Genomic DNA, 23,105 nt, shown 5'->3' with positions numbered 1-23,105 from the left:
TGTGGACAGTTTCGATCTATTAATTATAAATCAAGGAATCGCCGGACTGGCATTAGCCTGCGGATTAGGTGATTGTTTCCGCATTGCAATTATAGAACATAAAACACATTTCCATATGTGTGAAGAAAATCAATGGGATCTAGAAACATCATTCGTCAATATAACTAGTATAAGAATACTGCAGTATTTAAAAATTTGGCATCACAAAATATCACATTTTTCTGTTTTATTACATAAATTAGAAATTATTCAAAAGAATAGCATAAGTAAAATTGTTTTCAATTCCGGTTACTTAGGATACCTTGAACTAGGATATGCGATCAATAAATGTTATATATATCAAGCTTTAATTGATCGCGCACGACAATTAAAAAATATTATATTTATAGATTCATATGCACCTGAGGCAATAAATTACCATGAAGATGCAGCATTTATTACGATAACCAATAGTTATACATTCAAAGCTAAATTAGTAATAGGCGCGGATGGAATTAATTCTTGGGTAAGAAACGCTGCAAATATTTCGTTAATATTTAAAGACACTAAATATTATAGATTCACTGCTGTTATTCATACCGAGAGAACTCACAACAATACTCTTCGTTGTATCATTCATGACGATGGGTTAGTAATTTTATTACCATTAAAAAACACGCATCTTTCCATTGCTTTTTGGTTGTTACCTCCGTATACCGCTAAAAAATATCTGAATGTATCCGCTTCTAATCAATCTATTAATTATGCGTTAATTAAAATTTGTAATATACTCGGTCATTGTGTTGTATGTGACAATGAAAATTATAATATTTTACTGATGAGAATGCAATATGCACATAACTTTACAAATCATCGTTTAGTGTTATTAGGAAAAGCCGCGTACACCATGTGTCCTTTATTTTTTCAAAATATTAACTCAGAACTGATAGATGCAGCAGTTTTATTACATCATCTGCAGAATCTAAAAGAAAATAATCAAGACATTGGGCACTATACTTATTTAAGATATTACGAACGCAATAGGAAATACAGAATAATTAAAGATTCTATAAATGTTCCATACATTTACATGCTTCTTCATGATAAAAATTATCTCTTGAAGTACATACAATATTTTATTTTTTATCTCATAAACACGGTTCCCAACTTAAAAATACATATTTTACATCGCATTATGGGTTTAAATAATATGCCAGAATGGTTGCTACGAGATCATTATGACTAAAAGAAATATTGTAATATTTAAAAAATATTGAAATGCATCAAATATCAATAATAAAACATGAGACTATCATGAGTTTGCATATTTGTGATTCTCAATGCTGAAGGTTCTAAAATAGATCTATTTAATACTACCTGTATCCATATATTATCCTTTTTAATTTGACAAGACTGCAAAACAATTCCAACATTTTTCCAATGTTGATTATTTAACTTTAACTCTACCTGATCACCAGGTGCAGGCAATTTATAATTTTTCTCATAATTAATGACGCCGGTTAACCGATATAAGGTCTGTTTGTTACACCCACGATACTTAATACGCGCAATAGATTCTTGTCCAATATAACAGCCTTTATTAAAACTAATTCCGTGTAATATATCCATATTAACAGCTTGAGGGACAAATAATTCACTAGTTATTGGTTCAATAATTGGATAACCCGCTTCCATATCTAATGACACCCATTGCCGACTATCATTAAGTTGTATCTGAGACTGTGATTCACTTAACAAATGATCTAATACTGATTTTTTATTAATAATCAACAAAAATCGTTCTGATGGAGCACTAAAATAAAGTAAGGTCACATCTTGAGCATGAATTATTGTGTGTGTCTCATTTGGTAAAACTGGAAAAAACATGCTTAAATGATTTCTTGCATTTATTCCAGCGATTCCAATAAGTATTGCATCATAATCAGGAATAACAGTAACATTAGAAAATACCATGTACTTTTTCATTTCTTCTATCTGTTTTTTGCATATATTTAGACGTTCAATAAATGCCATTTCTTGATTTTTAAGATGAAAAACATACATATTGCTAATCATTTTCCCTTTTGGATTACAATGTGCTGAAAAACTATATTTATATTTATTCAAATTTTGGATATCACAAGTAAACTGATTGTGTAAGCATTGTATAACATCTGGTCCGTATAATCTCACTAACGTCCATTCCTCTAAGGAGACGAACGTTAGCGGCAAATCTTTTGATGGTACAGGATATTGCCCTAAAAAAGCCATACGAGGAAACATTGTATCTCTCCTTATGAATAAAAATAATTCCAAATAAATATTATATTAATATATACTAATTAATCCCACTCACTAAATATCTACAACCAAAAGACAACACACCCTTCCACGATCATTAACCTGTAATATCATAACTTTCATAATTGAACAATTATCAGTCTTAAGGTATATGTATAATTAAGATGACAATATAAACGCATGACAATAATTAATAGAATGCTATTCTCGTTGGCATATACAATTATTTACAATATGAAATTGAAATAAAATAATAAAACTGCATATAACAGCTTATATTTGCATACGGTTCATCATATATTCAAGTAATAACTATCAAATATTAAAATTACATTATATAACTGATATCATAAGAGAATACATATTCTTATACATATATTATATAGAGAGTTTTTATCGAATTATATTATAGTATATTAATATATATACGATTACGTGAAATAATATAAATTAAAAATATACATCCTAAGGAATAAAATTTTATGATAGATATTGATTTTACTAAACAGCATATTCAAGTTATGTTAAGTAGAATATTGAAGTTTAAGGATGATTTTTGACTACGATCTCAAAAAAAAACATTTTAAAATAATTAACAACGAATTAAAATCACCCGATATTTGGAAAAATCCTAAAACAGCAAAAATTCTTAGACAAAAATCATCTTCTTTAAAAATTTTTATTAACATTGTTGATCAGCTTTATAAAAATTTAGTGGATTTAAATGATTTGTTAGAATTAACAGAAGAATATGACAATATCCTGCTTTCCGAAATTCATGATCAATCAATTGATTTAGAACGTACGTTATCTCAATTAGAGATTAGTCGTATGTTTATAGGAAAATATGATGATTCCAATTGTTATGTCGATATTCAATCAGGGTCTGGAGGAATAGAAGCACAGGATTGGGCCAGTATGTTGTTACGTATGTATTTACGTTGGATAGATCACAAAGGTTTTATGGCCGACATTATTGAAGAATCGACAGGAGAGGTCACGGGGATAAAATCTGCTACCATTCAAGTTATTGGACCTTATGCATATGGTTGGTTACGTACTGAATCTGGTGTACACAGACTAGTGCGTAAAAGTCCTTTTGATTCTGGTGGGAAACGTCATACTTCATTTGCTTCAGTATTTGTATATCCAGAATTGGATGATAGTATAAATATTCATATTCGCCCGGAAGATCTACGTTGTGATGTTTATCGAGCTTCTGGAGCAGGAGGTCAACATGTTAATCGTACGGAATCTGCAGTACGCATCACACATATACCAACAAATATTGTTACTCAATGCCAAAGTGATCGTTCACAACACAAAAATAAAAATCAAGCCATGAAGCAATTAAGAGCTAAATTATATGAGCTTGAATTACAAAAAAAAAATTATGAAAAAAAAATGAGAGAAAATAATAAAGTAAATATTACTTGGGGCAATCAAATACGATCTTATATTTTAGATAATTCTAGAGTTAAAGATTTACGTACTGGTTTTGAAAACCGTAATATTAAAGCTGTTTTAAATGGAGATCTAGATGATTTTATAAAAGTTAGCATCAAAAAACACTTTAAGCGAGATTTATAATGACTAAATGCGTATATTCAAAGGATCAGTCATATCAAAAATTTAATGTTGATGATGAATTAAATATTCGTCGAAAAAAACTATCAAAACTTCGTGAAAAAGGCGTAGCGTTTCCAAACAATTTTCGTCGTAATTCTATTTCTAATCAATTACATAAAAAATACGCTCATACATCCAATGCAGAATTGACACAATTAAATATTGAAGTGACCATAGCAGGTCGTATAATAAGTCAACGTATCATGGGAAAAGCATCTTTTATAACTGTACGTGATGTCGAAGGTTGCATGCAATTATATATTACTTCTAATTCATTAGCAGCAAATTTATATGATGAAAATATAAAACAATGGGATTTAGGAGATATCTTAGGAGCACGCGGTATATTATTTAGAACACGTACCGGGGAATTATCGATACATTGTAAAGAAATTCGATTGTTAACTAAATCATTGCGTCCATTACCAGATAAATTTCATGGTTTAAATAATCAAGAAACAAAATATCGCCAAAGATATTTAGACTTAATTATTAATGAAAATACAAGAAAAACATTTAAAATACGTTCTCTAGTTATTTCTGAAATACGTCAATTCATGAAAAAAAATAATTTCATGGAAGTAGAGACACCAATGATGCACACAATTGCAGGAGGAGCTATAGCACATCCTTTCATTACACATCATAATAAATTAGGAATAAATATGTATTTACGAATCGCTCCAGAATTATATCTAAAAAAATTAGTGATAGGTGGTTTTGAACGAATATTCGAAATAAATCGTAATTTTCGTAATGAAGGTATATCTTCATATCATAATCCTGAGTTTACAATGATGGAAATATATATGGCTTATGCTGATTATCGTGATATAATCATCTTAGTGCAAAATTTATTAAGATCGGTAACACAAAAAATACTAGGTAGTAATATAATAAATTATGGAGATTATGCATTAGATTTTAAACATCCTTTTACGCAAATCAGTATAAAAGAAGCGATATTTTATTATCTACCAGAAACTAGATCCCAAAATATAGACGATATATGTACTGCTGTTTCTATTGCAAAATCACTTGGCATTAAAGTTAAGAATTGCTGGACGTTACGCAGAATACATATGGTTATTTTTGAAGAAGCAATAGAAAAAAAAATAATTCAACCAACTTGTGTTACTTCTTATCCAATAGAAGTATCTCCATTAGCACGCCGTAATGACAACGATCCAGAGTTTGCTGATCGTTTTGAACTGTTCATTGCTGGACGAGAAATAGGAAATGGATTTTCAGAATTAAACGATCCGGAAGATCAAAAGGAACGTTTTTTAAAACAAGCATACGGAAAAAAAGATAAAAAAAATAATAATAATAATGTTCATATAAATTATGATGAAGATTATCTAATTGCGTTAGAATATGGATTGCCTCCTACCGCAGGTATTGGAATAGGAATTGATCGTTTGATTATGTTACTCACCGACAGTCATACTATTCGTGATGTAATTTTATTTCCTACACTTCGTCCAAAATAAAATTTGTTTACATTTTCTCAGTGTATTGAAAAGTAATTATATATTTATGATTTTATCTGATTAATTTTTAATAATACAAACCTATGTTTGATATTTTTCAACTATATATTCAAGATATAATCTCGAAATATTTTGGTATTTAAAATATATATCAAAAAAAAATAATAGGAATATGGCGTGACACATAATATCTTTACGCAAACAAATTCTCTTACCTATGAAATCTTAAAGAAATTACATCAAAAATATAAAGGGCCAGTATGGGTATACGATGCATCGATTATAATTAATCGTATTACACAATTAAAACAATTTGACGTTATACGGTACGCTCAAAAATCTTGCTCTAATATTCATATTTTAAGATTAATGCATAATTATGAAGTTAAGGTAGATGCCGTTTCTTTAGGCGAGATTGAACGAGCATTATTAGCTGGTTTTAAAACGGGAAAACAAAGTAATGAAATAGTTTTCACTGCTGATATTTTAGAAGAAGAAACATTATTAAGAATATTAGAACTAAATATCGTTGTTAATGCAGGATCGATAGATATGTTAGCGCAATTAGGGGCTTGTTCTCCTAGACATAAAATATGGTTACGTATTAATCCTGGATTTGGATACGGACATAACCAAAAAACCAATACCGGAGGAGAAAATAGCAAGCATGGAATTTGGCATGAAGATATACCAATAGCTTTATCTTATATCCATCATTATAATCTACAGTTAATCGGCCTGCATATGCATATTGGTTCTGGAGTACAGTACGATCATTTATCTAAAGTATGTAATGCGATGATCCAACAAATTTTGAAATATAAAATAGATGTACATGTTATTTCTGCTGGAGGAGGATTAACAATACCATATCAACATAATGATATAGTTTTAGATGTAAATCATTATTTTCGATTATGGAATAACGCGAGAAAATACATTAGCCAGTATTTAAATCACACAGTAACATTAGAAATAGAACCTGGTCGCTTTCTTGTGGCTGAATCAGGAATATTAATTACACAAATTAGAGCGGTAAAAAATATGGGTAGTCGTCATTTTGTATTAATAGACGCAGGGTACAATGATTTAATGCGCCCAGTAATGTATGGTAGTTATCATCATATTTCATTAGTGCCTGGAGATAACCGTAGCGTTATTTTAGAAACATTATGTGATACCGTTGTTGGTGGCCCACTATGTGAATCTGGAGATGTTTTTACACAAAATATGAATGGCACAATATTAACACGTAAATTACCTTGTTCAGCAAAAGTGGGAGATTATTTAATATTTCACGATACTGGTGCGTACGGCGCTTCTATGTCTTCTAATTATAATACGCGTCCGTTACTGCCAGAAGTTTTGTTTGAAAATGGACAAATTCGTCAAATTCGCCGAAAACAAAAACTAGAAGATTTATTTATATTGGAAACAATAGAAAACTTTTAATAAATAAAGTTGTTGAAATGATCGAATATCACTGAAGCACTATTTAAAATTGCTTATTAAAAACTTATTATTTAGTATCTTTAAAGAAGATAAGTTGAATGACTTAGATGTTCTAATAATTTTTTCCATTTTATTTTATGATCTTATTTATTTGACAATTATTTACTATGGTGTTTCTAACAAAAACAAACATATTATAAATCACGAGATATATATTAAAATGTATTCTTACACTTTCACTTTTAATTTAAATATAAATGGTTATTATTAAGTATATTTCTATAAGAAGCATTATATCTCCTATTTTTATAAAAATACTTAACAACATCGATTTTAAGTAGTAACACTTAACATAAATTATAATTAAATTTTTTAATTAAAAATTTCTGTAAAAGTTATTGACTAAGAATATAAGACCATAGCAAAACTCTTGAGTTGAGTATAATTATAATATAAAATGCAATAAGTGTGTTAATATTATAATTTTAATGGCCTATATAACATATAGGCTTGTATATATTTTAGATAATCCATAGTTCCTACATTTATATAAAATATAATAGGAATAGTTATATTTGTTGTAAATATTTAAAATTTAATGAAATATCTCAATAAAACTGAGGCAATTTGGTGATTGATGATAACGGTTACCGATTAAACGTAGGAATTGTGCTATGTAATACTCATCAACAAGTATTATGGGCTAGAAAATGTAAGCAACATTACTGCTGGCAATTTCCTCAAGGTGGAATTAACATTGGAGAGACTCCAGAACAAGCAATGTATAGGGAATTGTTTGAAGAAATAGGCTTGAATTATCAAGATGTTCGTATCCTATCTTCAACGCAATATTGGATGCATTACAGGCTACCTAAAAAATTAATTCGGTGGAAAATTAGGCCTATTTGCTTTGGACAAAAACAAAAATGGTTTTTATTAAAGCTTTTATCTAAAGATACGCGAATTAATATAAAAAGTAATAAAGATTACACATTTGATAGCTGGAAGTGGGTTAGCTTATGGTATCCTATACGCCGAGTTGTATTCTTTAAAAGAGATGTATATAGAAAAGTTATGCAAGAATTTGTTGATATGATAATATCGTGATTCAATACTATTACTTCTTATAAAGAAGAAGATCAAATTTAGTATAATCAATAAAAATAATTTCAATGTGCCATTGAAGAAACACATTTCAATATATACAATACATATTGAAATGTGTTTTGTTTAAAATAACTACATGTTGTAGTGAAAAACTGATTATAGCAATCATATACATCGCAGAATAGTGTAATATGCAGAATTTTTATTATCATGCATGTAATCCAGTAATTTTTAAAATAGGACCTATTTCACTACATTGGTATGGAGTAATGTATGGACTAGGTTTTATATACGCTATGTGGTCATTGTCATATCGTATGCGTCATTCCAATAGTACTTCATGTGCATGGACCCATACAGATGTAGAACATTTATTATATTTATGTTTTTTAGGTGTTTTATTAGGTGGTCGCATTGGATATGTATTATTTTATCAGTGGTCCTTTTTTTCTAAAAATTTACTGTGGATTTTTAAAATATGGGAAGGAGGTATGTCTTTTCATGGTGGTTTAATAGGCGTAATTATATCGATCGCATGGTTTTCTTACAAAAAACATCGGCCTTTTTTTCAAATATCTGATTTTGTCGTTCCAGCAGTTCCGTTTGGATTAGGACTCGGTAGATTAGGAAATTTTATTAACGGAGAATTATGGGGTCGAATAGCCGTTGATCTTCCATGGGCTATGTTGTTTCCTAATTCCGTATATCAAGACTTATTAATACTATCAGATCATCCTGAATGGGAATCACTATTTGATAGTTATGGTGTTCTGCCTCGTCATCCATCTCAATTATATGAAATGTTTTTAGAAGGAATAATATTGTTCATTATCATAAGTAAGTTTATTCGTCAACCACATCCCGTGGGTAGTGTGTCTGGTTTGTTTCTAATTTGTTATGGGGTGTTTCGTATTGTAGCAGAAATTTTTCGTCAACCTGATAGTCAGTTAGGATTAATTAACAACATAGCCACCATGGGACAAATTTTATCATGTCCTATGATTATATCAGGAATGATTATAATCTATATTGCTTATAGATAATTGATTTATCAAAGTCATCAATATAATTAAAAATCTATTTTATATCAGTCAATTTTTGACACGTCATTATTTGTTAAAATAATTCTTATATTTTAAACCAAGTTTGATTTTTTTTATTAATCATCTACGTATCTTTTTTTAAAAAAATTAAAAATTTATGTATATCTATTGGCTACTATATTTATACAATCCAATAAATATAACAAATCAGTAATGATTGAAAAAATTAATTTTTTAAATAGTTTTTAATTTTATGAAAAACAATTTATTTATTTTCTTCTATTTTTTTTGAATATATATGAACTAATAAAATTGTTTTTGTTTGAAATAATAACCATCAAAGTATATTTATAATATATTTTCGTTATAATTACAACATATACAACCTATCCTTTGGGCATATAAAGGATACGCAGATATCAGATTAATAAAAATACATCCTATTTAAATTAAATAATTTTAATACACAATGTTTACTATTTATCATTCTAATCAATCAAATTCATTTAAAAATCTATTAATTAATATTATGTCAGATAAATCGCTATCTGATCCCATGCAATCTGAAATAATATTAACAGAACACGGTATTATGGACCAATGGATACAGATAGAAATAGCCAATCATTTTGGTATCGCATGTAATATCAAATTTATGACTTTAATGTCTTTCATGCAATATATTTCTAATAAAATAGAGCCTAATAATTTTATAGCGGATAACTTTTCTCAGTCTACTATGTATTGGAGATTTATGGAAATATTATCTCAAATGAGAGTATCAAAAAAGTGCTCTGTTATACACAAATACTTATATGATGATATTAATCATCAAAAAATAAGTCAATTTTCCGAACAACTTTCCCATTTATTTATTCAATATTTAATATATCGACCAGATTGGTTGAGCCATTGGGAATCTAATGAAACAATAAACTATTTAGATGACACACATCAAACTTGGCAATCACAAATATGGCGTATATTTTTGGAGAATATACGATGCAGTCAGAAAGAATTGAAGGGTAATATATATCCTTTGCAACGTTGTATTAATTTTCTAAAAAATACTCAGAAAATAATTTTCAATTATCTTCCAAGTAGAATATTTATTTTTGGAATAACATCCATACCACCTATATTTTGGAACATATTAAAATTATTAAGTTACCATATTGATATTTATTTATGGTTTATAAATCCCTGTTGTCATAATTTAATTTATATATCTGATCAAGATTCGTATGCCGTAACACAACAAGAAAATCAATTTTGCAATAAGAATACATTGCGCTCATCTTCATCTGTTGCTGTTCATCTTTCCAATCATAATCATTATTCTAATACCAATCATCCTTTATTAAATTCATGGGGCGATGTTGCTTATGATACTTTATCTTTGTTTACTCAATTAAAAGATAAAATTGAACTAAAATCTTTTATTATTCCTAAACAAGATTCTTTGCTGCACATTGTACAAAAAAATATTTTAGAATTTCAGAATCACATAAAAAATATAAAAAAACAACCTGATACTACAACATCTATAAATAATCCACGACATATATTATTATCAGAAGATCAATCAATTACTTGTCATGTTTGTCATAGTATTCAGCGAGAAGTGGAAGTGTTACACGATAATTTATTATCAATGATGGCAGATGATCCATCACTGGCTCCGGGAGACATTATAGTTATGGCTTATGATATACACTATTATAAATCAGCGATTCAAGCTACATTTGATAATATACAAGATCGACATTTATCGTTTAATTTTGCAATAAATAACTATAAAAAAAATACACACCCGATTATATCAACTTTTATTAATATACTTAACATACCATGCAGTCGATTTACTTCTGAAGAAATTTTGTCATTTTTGACAGTACCGTCTATCGCATCTCGGTTTCAAATGAACAAAGAAGAAGTGAAATTATTACACCAATGGACTATTAAATCTGGTATCAGGTGGGGACTTGATGACTACACCATGTATAATTTTAGTTTACCTATTATTAATCAAAATACCTGGAATTTTGGATTAAATAGAATGTTATTAGGTTACGCTATAAAAAATCAACATGATACCTGGGAAAAAATTTTACCGTATGATGATATAATAATCAGAGATCATATCAATATTATTGGCCAATTAGGAGAATTTTTAAAAACATTAAAAAAATGGAGGGACCGATTCGATCATTCTTATACGTTGATAGAATGGACATCTTATTTCAAAGAAATAATTGACGATTTTTTTCATTGTGATCATATGGATTCAGAAAATAAAACAATTTTACTTTTCTTAAAAAATTGCTGCAGAGATGTATTAGAAGCAGGCATACAATCAGAATACACTCAAACTATAAGTATAACAGCACTACGCGATAAATTATGTCGCATATTAACACAAGATACTATAATTCCCCGATTTATACCGAATGCAATTAATTTTTGCAATATTACTCCAACTTTTTGTATCCCTTATAAAGTAGTGTGTTTTTTAGGTATGAATGATAATAAATTTCCTCGCAATAAAATATCTCCAGATTTTAATTTAATGGTTAAAAATCCGCGTAAAAATGACGATAACATACACGAAAAAGATTGTTATTCATTTTTAATAGCATTTTTATTAGCTCAAGAAAAGATATATATTAGTTTTATCGGGCACTCAATTTATGATAATACCACGAGTTATCCTTCCGTATTAATCAATGAACTTTTAGAATATATTGCTTTGAATTTTTATTCAAAAGAACATGAAAATATAGACATAGATATTAACATCAAACATATACGTCAGCGTTTATATCAATGGCATCCTCCGTTTCCTTTTTCTCCTGAAAATTTCAATCCTAGCAATAATAAACAAAGTTTTGCTACAGAATGGCTGCCTACAACAAACATTAATACAAATCATTCTCTATTAATCTATCCGAATTTTAATACTCCGATTTCTCATTCTCACCTTATAAAAACAATAATGTTTCAAGACTTATACGATTTTTATCGTCATCCAGTACGCATATGGTTTCAAAAACGCTTAAATGTGTATTTCGATCAAAAAATATTAAAATTATCAAATGACGAGCCTTTTTCCGTAGATGGACTCAATCGTTATGAATTAAATATACAATTGATTAATTATTTAATTCATAGTAAAAACACTGATGAACTGTATCGTAGCATGCGTGCTTCTGGCATTCTACCTTATGGTGTATTTGGAAAATTATATTGGACTAAACAACAAAAAAAAATGACAATATTAGCAAATCAAATAAAAGCATATCATTGTATTGAAAAACATAACCTAGATATTTCTTTAGAATTTGATACGACTAGATTAACCGGACAATTAACTGCGGTTCAAGAAAACGGATTGACGCGTTGGAAACCTCGATATCTTTCTATGAAAGACGTATTATTGTTGTGGCTAGAACATTTAACATATTGCTCTATAGGTGGAAAAGGTGATAGTCGCTTATTTGGTGTTAATGATACATGGCATTTTCCTAATTTATCAAAATTGCATGCAAAAAAGTTATTATTCATTCTAATATCAGATTACTGCGCTGGTGTAAACACACCTATATTGTTACTATATCAATCTGGAGGAGCTTGGATGAATCATGTATTTGATTGGAATACCCGAATAATATCTTCAAATCCATGTCGTCAAAAAGAAGCATATCGAAAACTCACACAAGTTTGGCAAGGCACTAAATATTCTCTTTTCAAAGAAAGTCGCGATCCATATTTACGTAAACTTATCTCATTTGATTTAAGTGAAGAAAATATCTCAAAAATTATTAAAACTGCAGAACATTATTTTTTTAACCCAATGAAATACAGAGCAATATAACGATTTCCAAACTTTTTTGCATCAAAAAAATAATAAATACTCTATAATTAAAAAATTTCATGTACATTGCAGTACAATACACCACATTTTCCAAGTAATGTAAATAATAAAACACAAACTTTTTATTCACTAAACCATGGGTATTATATGGTTTTTTATTTTTTCATATAATCCACTATAACGTTGTGTGATCGAATTAATGCTGCGTATTATTACGTGATCTGTTGCGTATAAATAAAGACATTGACGAGCTCTAGTGACAGCAGTATAGAGTAATTCTCGTGTTAACAATGGTGTATATTTATTGGGCAATACTATTGCGATATGTTGAAATTCAGATCCTTGTGCTTTATGTATAGTCATAGCAAAACAAGTTTCATGTTCCGGTAATTGATATATTTGTATAACTTTTATACCCCCTTGTGGTAGCATAAAATATGCAGACAGTTTATTTTGATCATTTAACAACAATATTCCAACGTCTCCGTTATATAATTCTAATGATGGTTTATTACGTAATATAATGATAGGTCTACCTATATAATTCCTAGAATTATTTAATTGAATTAATCCTTTCTCATTTAATATTTGTTCAATATAATAATTAAGTCTTATTACTCCGAACGGGCCATCACGTAATGCACACAATATTCGATAATGATCGAAAATCTTTAAAATGTTTTTTGTCAAGATTTTAGTGTGTTTCAATTGTTCTAAATAGTTAGAATATGCTATTGCACAATTAAGAATCATAGTTATATAGCTTTTTTTATCTACAAAACAAATATAATACAAATCCTTGTATGTGCTTGAATTTAATAATGACAACACATGATTATAATCTCCTGAATTTATAGCACCAGATAATTTATTAATCCCTGAATTTTCACTAAATCGATAATTTTTTTTGAGCATACATGTGCCATCAATAATACTATTATAATTATGATGCATAGATGATTCAGAAGAAGATACAATAGGTAATACGTAACCTGTAAGATCTATAAGTTCTTGATAACGTTTACAAGAATAATAAAAATTAGAAAATTGACACACATCTTTAAATACAGATCCAGGTTCTACTGAACATAATTGATGTTGATCGCCAAAAAAAATAACTTTCGTTTGGGACGAAAGTGTCAAAATTATCTGAGCTAACATAGACAAACTAACCATAGAAGCTTCATCAATAATTAAAAGATCTAAACGTGAGAGATTAGAGCAACTATATTGAATATTTTCTTTATATAATCGTGTTCTAAGTAAACTATGTAGAGTAGTAGCTTTTTCTGGTAAATTACATAAGGGAAGATTTTCTAATTGGGGAATATTGTGCATTGTTGTTTTGAAAGATTCAGTCAAAAGAGCTGCTGCTTTTCCTGTTGGCGCGGTTATCTGAATATTTAGATTATTATTGTTGCTGCATAACAATAATGCCGCTACTATCTTCGCTATAATAGATGTTTTTCCAGTTCCAGGTCCTCCAGAAATTAACACTCTGTGATGTGTTATACCAATAGCAGTAGCTATTTTATGCCAATCAATTTCTGTGTAAGTTATAGGAAATAATTGATTTAATACATAAATAATCTTTTCTTTTTGAAAAACATTTGATGGATATTTATGATTAAAAAATTGAGCGACTATGCATTCATCTTGCCACATGTGATGTAAATACAAACGCTTATTTTCCAATATTAATGGGGTGACCCGCGACCCATCACTAACCGCGGGGCAAGAAAGCAATAATTCTTGCCAATCGGATATCGATAATTTCCCTAATTTTCTATATATCGCGTATGTTAATTCAGGATAATTTCCTTGAAATAATTTATCAGGAGTAAGAAACCATAAAGGTAAACAAACATGACCAGCCCTAACGTTAGAACTTAGAGTTGCGCTAGCTAAAGTTAATGCTTCTTTTATATTATTATGTCGATTCCCATCATAAATAGGAAGAGCTAACACATCGGCAAATTGTACATCTAATGAATGCCACAACCCTAATTTTAAAATATTATTAACAACATCTTTCATGGGGCTATTTTTACGGTCTACAATATTAGATTGTATATTTTAAACAACAAAGAAAACTATATTTTTAGTTAAAAACGGATAATTATAATTTTAAATGTTCACCTAATAATTCATACCTATCCTTTTAGATATAAGCATCTATTTGAATTAATAGTTATATGTAAGTTGCGCATATGTGCTTACTAAAATAGATAGGCACGCTTAATCGTTAATACATTAGATCGCGTCTGTATTATTTTGTTTAAAATATAATGTTCCTATTATAAAATAAAATCTAAGCATTATTCATTTAATGATATTTAGATTATTTTTTAGAGAATAAATTATCTAATTTATTAACAAATGTCGACAATGGACGAAAAAAATAAATTCCATTACTCAACGGTGTTCCATCCATACCCCGTATAAATAAATAATATATTCCTCCAAAATCTTTCTCATAGTTATAAGAGACGAGTCTATTACGTAAAAATCGATGTAATGCTAAAGTATAAAGTTGATACTGCAATGCATAATGATGTTTAATCATTTCTTGTGTTATTTTAGAATCAACATAATCCTCATTTTTGTTTCCTAACCAATTGGTTTTATAATCTAACAAATAATACCGATGATTCCAACGAAAAATTAAATCAATAAATCCTTTTAACATTCCTGTTATGTCTGAAAAAGTAAGCGATGAAGATTTACGTGATAAAGGATCATACTTTTTGCATAAATGATCTAATGCTTCCGATGTTAAATATGTGTTAATAGATAAATAAAATTTAAGCTCAGTTTTTTTATTCTTAGGCATGATTTGCGCAAGAGTTAAATTATCCTCATTAAGGGGGGTGTTGAGTACTATATATATCCATTCTCGGACAACAAATCCCCAAATTGGGTCAATATTATATCTTGCCATATGTGCGTATAACCATTTCATATCTACAAGTTTTCTAAAATCCAGAACTTGAAAGATACTATGAAAAAAGCTACCACATACTTTTCCTTTAGGAAAAGTATGTGGTGTTAGTGAAATATCATTTTCTTGACGTTGAATGTGTTCACTGATATCTAATTGTTTTTCTAAATTTAAACATGTTGTAACATCAACATCAGTATGTTGTAGAGCGCTAAAACTTGTTATACTCCACGGAATGACATTTGATGATGTCTTCCACTTTTTTCCGCATAGCAATTGATTAGATGCAACAGATGATACATGAGAAAATGATTCTTGCGATTTTGAAATAATACGGAAGGAAATATCACCATTCGAATAAACACTAAGCCTTTTTAAATGATTCCTTAATGTTGCTGCGTTTCCAGCAATTTTTTTTTGGATTAAATATCCTAAGGCGCTGTGATGTAAGTCATTGGTATTAGATTGTTTTTTGTATCGTCGTATTATTGGGCCAATACCTATAGAACAATGATAAATACTACGAGTCACTGCTACATATAATAGCCTTAAATCTTCTGATAAACGCTCTTCCTCTGCCAATATTAAACTTGATTCCGATGCGTTGAAATTTAAATGGGTTTTGTATGATTTTCTATCATGAAAAAAAGGATTTTTTACATAATTAAAGTCTGCTACAAATGGCAAAAATATTAATGGAAATTCTAATCCTTTGGATTTATGTATTGTACTAATTTTTATCAATTGATGATCACTACCTAATCGTAAATTTTGATCAGATGTTCTTTTATTTTTTGGTTGTGTTATTTTTAATATTAACCATTCTATAAGTGCGTGCTCATCTTGTAACTGTCTCGCAGCATCTTGTAATAATTCACCCAAATGCAAAATATTTATTAGACTACTTTCACCTTCTCGCGTAGACAATAACTTGCCTGGTACTTTATGGTCAAAAATTACTTTTTGTATCATCAAATACACACCCTTTTTTTTCCAAACGGAATAATACTCAAAAAATTTCTCAAATATTCGTTCTTGTTTAGATTCATTGTTATTAATACTTTCAATATCAGTGGCATTTAACCCAAAAAAAACAGTTGTTAAAGCAGTACAAATTGTATGTCTCTCTGGAAATAAGATTGCTTTTAATAATAATGATAATTCATAGGATTCTATTGTCTCAAAAATATTTTTATGATTGGACAAGAATACTGTTGATATATTTACTTTTGATAAAGCAGAACAAATAAGTGATGCTTCTTCATGATTTCGTACTAATACAGTTATATCCGATATTTCTAATTTTCTTTTATACTTGTCGTTTTCTAACCAAGCTGTCCCATTACGTATTTCATGTAATAAATTGCATAAAATAGCGCCACACTCCTGCGCCATTGATCGTTTATAATCATCTATTGTAACTATCTCATCGGGATGTAACCAAAAGCACATAGCTGTTTGCGATTGATTGTTTATCAAAAACCGATGCATACTATTTTGCTTAGCAGCTACTGAAGGAATAAAAGAAATATCTTCAAAAATAAACGGATTAGAAACCAATTGGAATAATTGGTTAATAGCATTAACTATATTTAACGACGAACGCCAATTAATATTAAGATTGTATTTGTTGCATATTGTTCGACGTATTTTCATATACGAAAATATATCAGCCCCACGAAAGGCGTAAATTGATTGTTTGGGGTCTCCTATTAAAATAAGACCATTTTTTAAATCAGAGTTATATAATGTTCTAAAAATTTTGAATTGCTGACAGTCTGTATCTTGGAACTCATCAATAAGCATTACCGGATAATATGTACGCACTATATGTGCTAATTTATTGTCTTTATCTGTAACTAAATGATGAGCTAATACATCAACAAGATCGTTTAAAGTAATTTCTGACCTACAATGTTGAGTATTACTTAAATCGTTGTATATCTCACTTATTGCAATTTCAAATATTAATGTTTTAAATGATGATAATTGGTTATATAATTTTTCTACTGAATCAAATAAAGTACATATATAATTGGATCTATTGCTATTATTATCTATCTTTAATGCGGTTGTTCTAAAACGTTGTAGATCATTAGGTGTCGTATGGTCAATTGTTGAGCGTGTGACCCATTGGTTAATTTTATCTACCCAACGTATTAAATTATTTTTATTGTATATTCTACGATTAATATCATAAGAATTGACGATAGTAATTATATTACATTTATTTTTACACCATTCTTTTTTAATATGATTGATATGATTCAGAATTTGTTCATAATAAGTTATGATATTCTTTTCATTTTCATGTATGCTGTGATTGTACCAATCAAGACTAGACCTAGATCTATATATATAAGGAACAATATCGTTTAAAAGAGAATTTGGATCTTTCCAATATTCTTGGATTAAACTGGCTATATTCAATGGCAGTGAATAAAAATTCCGTCTCCAAAAATCAGTGCATGCTTGTTGGTACAATATTGTTTCATTATCAACAATATTTGTGTTAAATAACATGTTTAATTCAATTGCATTATGATTTAAGATGTTTTGACAAAAACTATGGATGGTAAAAATAGACGCTTGATTTATTTTTTTTTCTGCTTCAGATAATTGATTTATGGCTAATTCTACATTACGTATTTGTAATAATAATTTAGAAAATAAAAAATTATTACTATATCCACGCATACAATCTAATCTAAATTGATGAATATTTTCTCTTATGCGATGACGTAGTTCTTGCACTGCAGATTTAGTAAAAGTTACTACAAGTATCTCCTTTACTGTTAAAGGACGGTAAAAATCTGATTTATTTCCTAAACATAACAGTAATCTAATATAGATTATTATAAGAATATATGTCTTACCAGTTCCTGCCGAAGCTTCAATTAAATTGATACCATACAGAGGTAATTTTAAAACATTTAAGTTATACATAGTAATTGTTTATATTTACTGAAAATAATGAAAGTTATCTTTACTATATTATTTATAAAATTAACTGTTATTAGTCAAATTTAAACAGATAAATCAAACAAATAAAAATGAATTACTTCACATCAATAAATATAAACAAAATTTATGGTAATATTTAAATAATAGGGTTAAAATACTATTATAATAAAGCATTTTAAATAATAAAAATATATTTTATATATCACGTAATAAATCATTTATTTTAACTTTATTTCTAGTTTTAGAATCGACTGTTTTTACAATTACAGCGCAATAAGTATTAACACGACCATCTTTAGAAGGCAGACTGCCGGGAATTACAACTGCGCCAGCAGGCACACGTCCATAGTATATATTTCCGCTATCACGATCATATATTTTAGTGCTTTGACCTATAAACACCCCCATAGAGATTACTGCACCTTTTTCAACGATTACCCCTTCTACAATTTCAGAACGAGATCCAATGAAACAATTATCTTCAATGATAGTTGGATTAGTTTGAATGGGCTCTAAGACTCCCCCAATTCCTACGCCTCCAGATAAATGCACATATTTTCCAATCTGAGCACAAGATCCAACTGTAGCCCAGGTATCAATCATTGTTCCTACATCAATATAGGCACCAAGATTGATGTAGGAAGGCATGATTACTGTGTTATCAGCAATATAAGCCCCGTAGCGTACGGTAGCTGGTGGAATTATACGCAATTTTTTATTTTCAAAACGCGCATGATCCCATCCGGAAAATTTCATAGGAAATTTATCAAAAAAAACACCATCCCCCCAAGTTATTAACTGATTGTCCATAGCATGAAATGCGAGCATAATTGCTTTTTTTAGCCATTGATGTGTAATCCATGTACCATTGATTTTTTCTGATATACGCAACGTCCCATTATCTAAGCTATCCATGATTTCTCGAATAGCATTTTTGACGGTAAAATCAATGTTATTTTTTGAAATATATTCTTTTGTGTCAAAAGCACTTTCTATTATTTTTCGCAACTGATTCATATGTTTCATATCCCGTAATATAAAATTCGTTTGAGGATTTTATTTGTAATGGACTTTGAAAAATAATATCTTTGTTTAAGTAAATATTAGAAATTTACATCAACATGTTAACGATGTATTACTATATTTTTGAAATATACCGTGATATTCGGTTAAAGATATTATGTTGATACCTTTAAATAAAATTTATTCATATTTAACAAAATCTATTCTAATGAAGAATGACTGTCATTTAACATATTATCACTTAGATTATACCTATTTAATAACGTATACATTAATAATACTGCTGGTTCAATAACAAGAATTTATTTATTTATTTATTTTTGATAGAAACAATAAATATATATATATCACCACATAGTTATAACTTTTGCACTTATTCAAATTCATCTACTAATATAATTTTAAACGTATCTAAAAATGCTTTGATAATAAAAATATATGTTTTTTTAATTATGATGATTTAAATAATTGATGATAATGACTCATCGGAACGTAATGTTAACACTTCACACCCATTTTCTGTAACAACAATAGTGTGCTCATATTGCGCTGACAAATTATGATCTTTTGTTTTTACTGTCCATCCGTCATTTTCAGTATAAATATGGCGAGTACCTGCATTCACCATGGGTTCTATTGTTAATGTCATGCCTGATTTTAATATCACACCTTTATCATCAGCATCATAATGCAACACATGAGGAGCTTCATGAAAAAATTTTCCAATTCCATGCCCACAATATTCTCTCACTATTGAAAAATTCTGATTTTCAACAAATCTTTGAATGGTTTGACCTACTTTTTTTAAACGTATACCTGGTTTAATCATACGAATTGCTAAATAAAGACTTTCCTGAGTGATTTTACATAATCGATACCCCAACTTTGTAGGTCGACCAGCAATAAACATTCTAGAAGTGTCAGCATATAATCCGTCTTTAATTACTGCAATATCAATATTTATAATATCGCCTTCTTTTAATTTATGCGAATTATTTGGAATACCATGACACACCACTTCATTAATTGAGGTGCAAATAGACTTAGGAAATCCGTGATAACCAAGAGGAGCAGAAACAGCATGTTGTATTTGTGTAATATAATCATGGCAAATAGTATCCAATTCTCCAGTACTAATACCAGGTTGTACGTAAGCTTCAATCATTTCTAACACTTCTGCGGCTAACTTCCCAGAGATGCGCATTTTTGCTATATCTGCAAGAGTTTTAATAATAATTTTCATAATATATATATTATTAATTTTATTAACAAATACATAATATTTTCGCCTTACATCATATAACCTACGTATAAATCATGCGTTTAATTGAGCCAAATAATACCAAGGTAAATTTTATACCTCCGCGTTCCTGTTATCAAACAGGCATGCTTTATTTAAAAATAAATGTTAATTTATTTCTTGTGTTAGATTATTGTAAACACTATTCTTCGTATTTAACTTATCAAAAAATTATTATAACATGTATTATTTAATCTATCTATATTTAAATACCGATAACTGCCAACATTGTAAGTAATCTATTTAACAACCAATAGAGGTATATAATGGAAAACATTTCTATACGTGATATGCTTCAAGCCGGTGTTCATTTTGGTCACCAAACCCGTTATTGGAACCCCAAAATGAAACCTTTTATTTTCGGGGTTCGTAATAAAATACATATTATCGACTTAGAAACAACTAGTGTAATGTTCAAACAAGCTTTAATTGAGCTGAATAAAATTGCTGCGCTCAAGGGTAAAATTTTATTTGTAGGCACCAAACGTGCAGCTAGTGAATCAGTAAAAAAAACAGCACTGGCTTGTAATCAATTTTTTGTTAATCATCGTTGGTTAGGTGGAATGTTAACCAATTGGAAAACAGTACGCCAATCTATAAAACGTTTAAAAGATTTAGAAATTCAATCTCAGGACGGCACTTTTAAGAAATTAACTAAAAAAGAAGCATTGATCTTGAATCGAGAACTTATTAATCTAGAAAATAGTTTAGGAGGTATCAAAAATATGGGCGGGCTTCCAGACGCAATTTTTGCTGTTGGCGCAACACACGAACATATTGCTATAAAAGAAGCAAATAGCTTAGGGATTCCAGTCTTTGCGATAGTTGACACCAACTCTAACCCAGATGGAATAGATTTCGTCATTCCAGGGAACGATGATGCTGTACGTGCGATTAACCTATATTTAAATATAATATCTAATATGATACATATAAATGCGTTCAATACTTAATATAATTAATACTACACATAAATTTATTAATAATTAAATGTGTCATAATGTTTTCTATATATATTCTTAATACGATGATATTTCTATGAAAGAAAAAATGATTAATATTAATAGTGATTTAATTAAAAAATTACGTAAACGTACTAGCATTGGTGTCGTAGAATGTAAGCAAGCTTTGATTAAAGCCAATGGAGATCTTGAATTAGCTATAGATAACATGAGGAAATCCGGTTTAAAAACTGCTTGTAAAAAATCTGGACACACCACATCATCAGGTTTAATTGCAGTAGAAATAACACCCAATAAGCAATATGGTGTTATGATAGAAATAAATTGTGAAACTGATTTCGTAGCTAAAGATAGTACTTTTCAAGCGTTCGCTAAAACTGTTATTATTACGGCATTAAATGAAAAGATTAATAATCTTAATATACTACAAACTAAATTTGAAGAGCAGCGGGCTAATTTAATTGCAAAAGTTGGAGAAAATATAAACATTCGCAGGTTTGTTGTGTTGACAGGTGATTTTTTAGGGTGTTATGTACACGGATCCAAAATCGGGGTAATAGTTGCTGCTAGCGAAAATGCAACTTCAGATTTAATAAAACATATTTCCATGCACATTGCAGCTAGAAGTCCTAAATATATTAATGTAACTGATGTTCCTACAAATGTAATGAGCCGTGAGAATCATATTCAAATGGATATTGCTATGAGATCTGGAAAATCATACAAAATTTCAGAAAAAATAACCGAAGGACGTATGAATAAATTTATCAATGACATTGTATTAATAAAACAAAACTTCATAATGGATATTAACAAAACAGTGGAAGAATTATTGATTGAGTATCATATAAAAATTAATAATTTTGCTCGCTTTGAATTAGGTGAGGATATGTAAATTAATATTTTATATTATCGCTAAAATTTTAATTAATTAACACAGATCATCATTGGTTTTTAAAGTAATATATTCAATCCTTTTAACAATAAAAACTATTAATTAAATTGGTTAAAATCGGAATAATTATTGACATGCATAT

General features: G+C 28.8%; 14 protein-coding genes. 9 read left to right on the top strand and 5 right to left on the bottom strand.

What is annotated here, in order from left to right:
* The first annotated feature begins 1 nt into the window (after position 1).
* Entirely contained in the window at positions 2–1,225 is a 1,224-nt protein-coding gene (locus tag M9407_RS01370; RefSeq protein ID WP_250237365.1) for an FAD-dependent monooxygenase, read from the top strand.
* A gap of 44 nt (positions 1,226–1,269) precedes the next feature.
* Here the strand turns inward: M9407_RS01370 and ygfZ are convergent, their stop codons facing one another.
* Entirely contained in the window at positions 1,270–2,262 is a 993-nt protein-coding gene (gene ygfZ / locus M9407_RS01365) for a tRNA-modifying protein YgfZ (protein WP_250237364.1), read from the bottom strand.
* A 500-nt stretch (positions 2,263–2,762) separates the two neighbouring features.
* Here ygfZ and prfB point away from each other — a divergent pair.
* The 6 genes from prfB (at position 2,763) to recC (ending at position 12,878) form a co-directional block, all read left to right on the top strand.
* Positions 2,763–3,870, top strand: a protein-coding gene (gene prfB, locus M9407_RS01360; protein WP_420022292.1) for a peptide chain release factor 2 whose coding sequence is annotated in 2 segments (ribosomal slippage) — positions 2,763–2,819 and positions 2,821–3,870 — 1,107 coding nt in all. Because the reading frame shifts where the segments join, the coding sequence is not laid out codon by codon here.
* Positions 3,870–5,402, top strand: a complete 1,533-nt coding sequence (gene lysS, locus M9407_RS01355; RefSeq protein WP_250237363.1) for a lysine--tRNA ligase — start codon at positions 3,870–3,872, stop codon at positions 5,400–5,402. The genes prfB and lysS overlap by 1 nt, the downstream gene beginning before the upstream one ends.
* Positions 5,403–5,579: 177 nt before the next feature.
* Positions 5,580–6,854, top strand: coding sequence for a diaminopimelate decarboxylase (gene lysA, locus M9407_RS01350; RefSeq protein WP_250237362.1), 1,275 nt, complete (start codon positions 5,580–5,582; stop codon positions 6,852–6,854).
* A gap of 630 nt (positions 6,855–7,484) precedes the next feature.
* Positions 7,485–7,961 carry an RNA pyrophosphohydrolase gene (gene rppH / locus M9407_RS01345; protein ID WP_250231251.1) on the top strand — a complete coding sequence of 159 codons (477 nt, stop codon included), beginning with the start codon at positions 7,485–7,487 and terminating at the stop codon, positions 7,959–7,961.
* A 191-nt stretch (positions 7,962–8,152) separates the two neighbouring features.
* On the top strand, positions 8,153–9,004 hold the full coding sequence (gene lgt / locus M9407_RS01340; RefSeq protein ID WP_250237361.1) for a prolipoprotein diacylglyceryl transferase: 852 nt from the start codon (positions 8,153–8,155) through the stop codon (positions 9,002–9,004).
* 469 nt (positions 9,005–9,473) lie between these two features.
* Positions 9,474–12,878, top strand: coding sequence for an exodeoxyribonuclease V subunit gamma (gene recC / locus M9407_RS01335; protein ID WP_284309730.1), 3,405 nt, complete (start codon positions 9,474–9,476; stop codon positions 12,876–12,878).
* A 129-nt stretch (positions 12,879–13,007) separates the two neighbouring features.
* Here recC and recD read toward each other — a convergent pair whose 3' ends face one another.
* The 4 genes from recD to map all read right to left on the bottom strand — a co-directional run bounded on the left by recD (position 13,008) and on the right by map (position 21,049).
* Complete coding sequence (gene recD / locus M9407_RS01330) at positions 13,008–14,915, bottom strand: exodeoxyribonuclease V subunit alpha (protein ID WP_250237359.1); 1,908 nt, start codon at positions 14,913–14,915, stop codon at positions 13,008–13,010.
* A 304-nt stretch (positions 14,916–15,219) separates the two neighbouring features.
* The gene (gene recB, locus M9407_RS01325; protein WP_250237358.1) at positions 15,220–18,765 is read right to left on the bottom strand and encodes an exodeoxyribonuclease V subunit beta; all 3,546 of its coding nucleotides are present in this window, start codon (positions 18,763–18,765) and stop codon (positions 15,220–15,222) included.
* A gap of 213 nt (positions 18,766–18,978) precedes the next feature.
* Positions 18,979–19,800: a 2,3,4,5-tetrahydropyridine-2,6-dicarboxylate N-succinyltransferase gene (gene dapD, locus M9407_RS01320; protein WP_250237357.1), complete on the bottom strand. Its 822-nt coding sequence runs from the start codon at positions 19,798–19,800 to the stop codon at positions 18,979–18,981.
* A gap of 466 nt (positions 19,801–20,266) precedes the next feature.
* On the bottom strand, positions 20,267–21,049 hold the full coding sequence (gene map, locus M9407_RS01315) for a type I methionyl aminopeptidase (protein ID WP_250237356.1): 783 nt from the start codon (positions 21,047–21,049) through the stop codon (positions 20,267–20,269).
* Between the two features lie 323 nt (positions 21,050–21,372).
* Here map and rpsB point away from each other — a divergent pair, with 323 nt between their 5' ends.
* Both rpsB and tsf read left to right on the top strand, forming a co-directional pair.
* Positions 21,373–22,059: a 30S ribosomal protein S2 gene (rpsB, locus tag M9407_RS01310; RefSeq protein WP_250237355.1), complete on the top strand. Its 687-nt coding sequence runs from the start codon at positions 21,373–21,375 to the stop codon at positions 22,057–22,059.
* A gap of 85 nt (positions 22,060–22,144) precedes the next feature.
* Entirely contained in the window at positions 22,145–22,963 is an 819-nt protein-coding gene (tsf, locus tag M9407_RS01305; protein WP_250237354.1) for a translation elongation factor Ts, read from the top strand.
* Positions 22,964–23,105 lie beyond the last annotated feature (142 nt).

Source organism: Blochmannia endosymbiont of Camponotus sp. (genome assembly GCF_023586365.1).
In the GTDB taxonomy this organism is placed as follows: domain Bacteria; phylum Pseudomonadota; class Gammaproteobacteria; order Enterobacterales; family Enterobacteriaceae; genus Blochmanniella.
Note: the sequence above shows the minus strand (reverse complement) of the source record. Positions and strands in the feature narration are given on the sequence as shown.

What these genes read in the sequence shown, in the direction of transcription:
- tsf (WP_250237354.1), top strand. Translation starts at nt 22,145, where the DNA reads ATGAAAGAAAAAATGATTAATATTAATAGTGATTTAATTAAAAAATTA.
- dapD (WP_250237357.1), bottom strand. Translation starts at nt 19,800, where the DNA reads ATGAATCAGTTGCGAAAAATAATAGAAAGTGCTTTTGACACAAAAGAA.
- recC (WP_284309730.1), top strand. Translation starts at nt 9,474, where the DNA reads ATGTTTACTATTTATCATTCTAATCAATCAAATTCATTTAAAAATCTA.
- recD (WP_250237359.1), bottom strand. Translation starts at nt 14,915, where the DNA reads ATGAAAGATGTTGTTAATAATATTTTAAAATTAGGGTTGTGGCATTCA.
- recB (WP_250237358.1), bottom strand. Translation starts at nt 18,765, where the DNA reads ATGTATAACTTAAATGTTTTAAAATTACCTCTGTATGGTATCAATTTA.
- rpsB (WP_250237355.1), top strand. Translation starts at nt 21,373, where the DNA reads ATGGAAAACATTTCTATACGTGATATGCTTCAAGCCGGTGTTCATTTT.
- map (WP_250237356.1), bottom strand. Translation starts at nt 21,049, where the DNA reads ATGAAAATTATTATTAAAACTCTTGCAGATATAGCAAAAATGCGCATC.
- lysS (WP_250237363.1), top strand. Translation starts at nt 3,870, where the DNA reads ATGACTAAATGCGTATATTCAAAGGATCAGTCATATCAAAAATTTAAT.
- lgt (WP_250237361.1), top strand. Translation starts at nt 8,153, where the DNA reads ATGCAGAATTTTTATTATCATGCATGTAATCCAGTAATTTTTAAAATA.
- ygfZ (WP_250237364.1), bottom strand. Translation starts at nt 2,262, where the DNA reads ATGTTTCCTCGTATGGCTTTTTTAGGGCAATATCCTGTACCATCAAAA.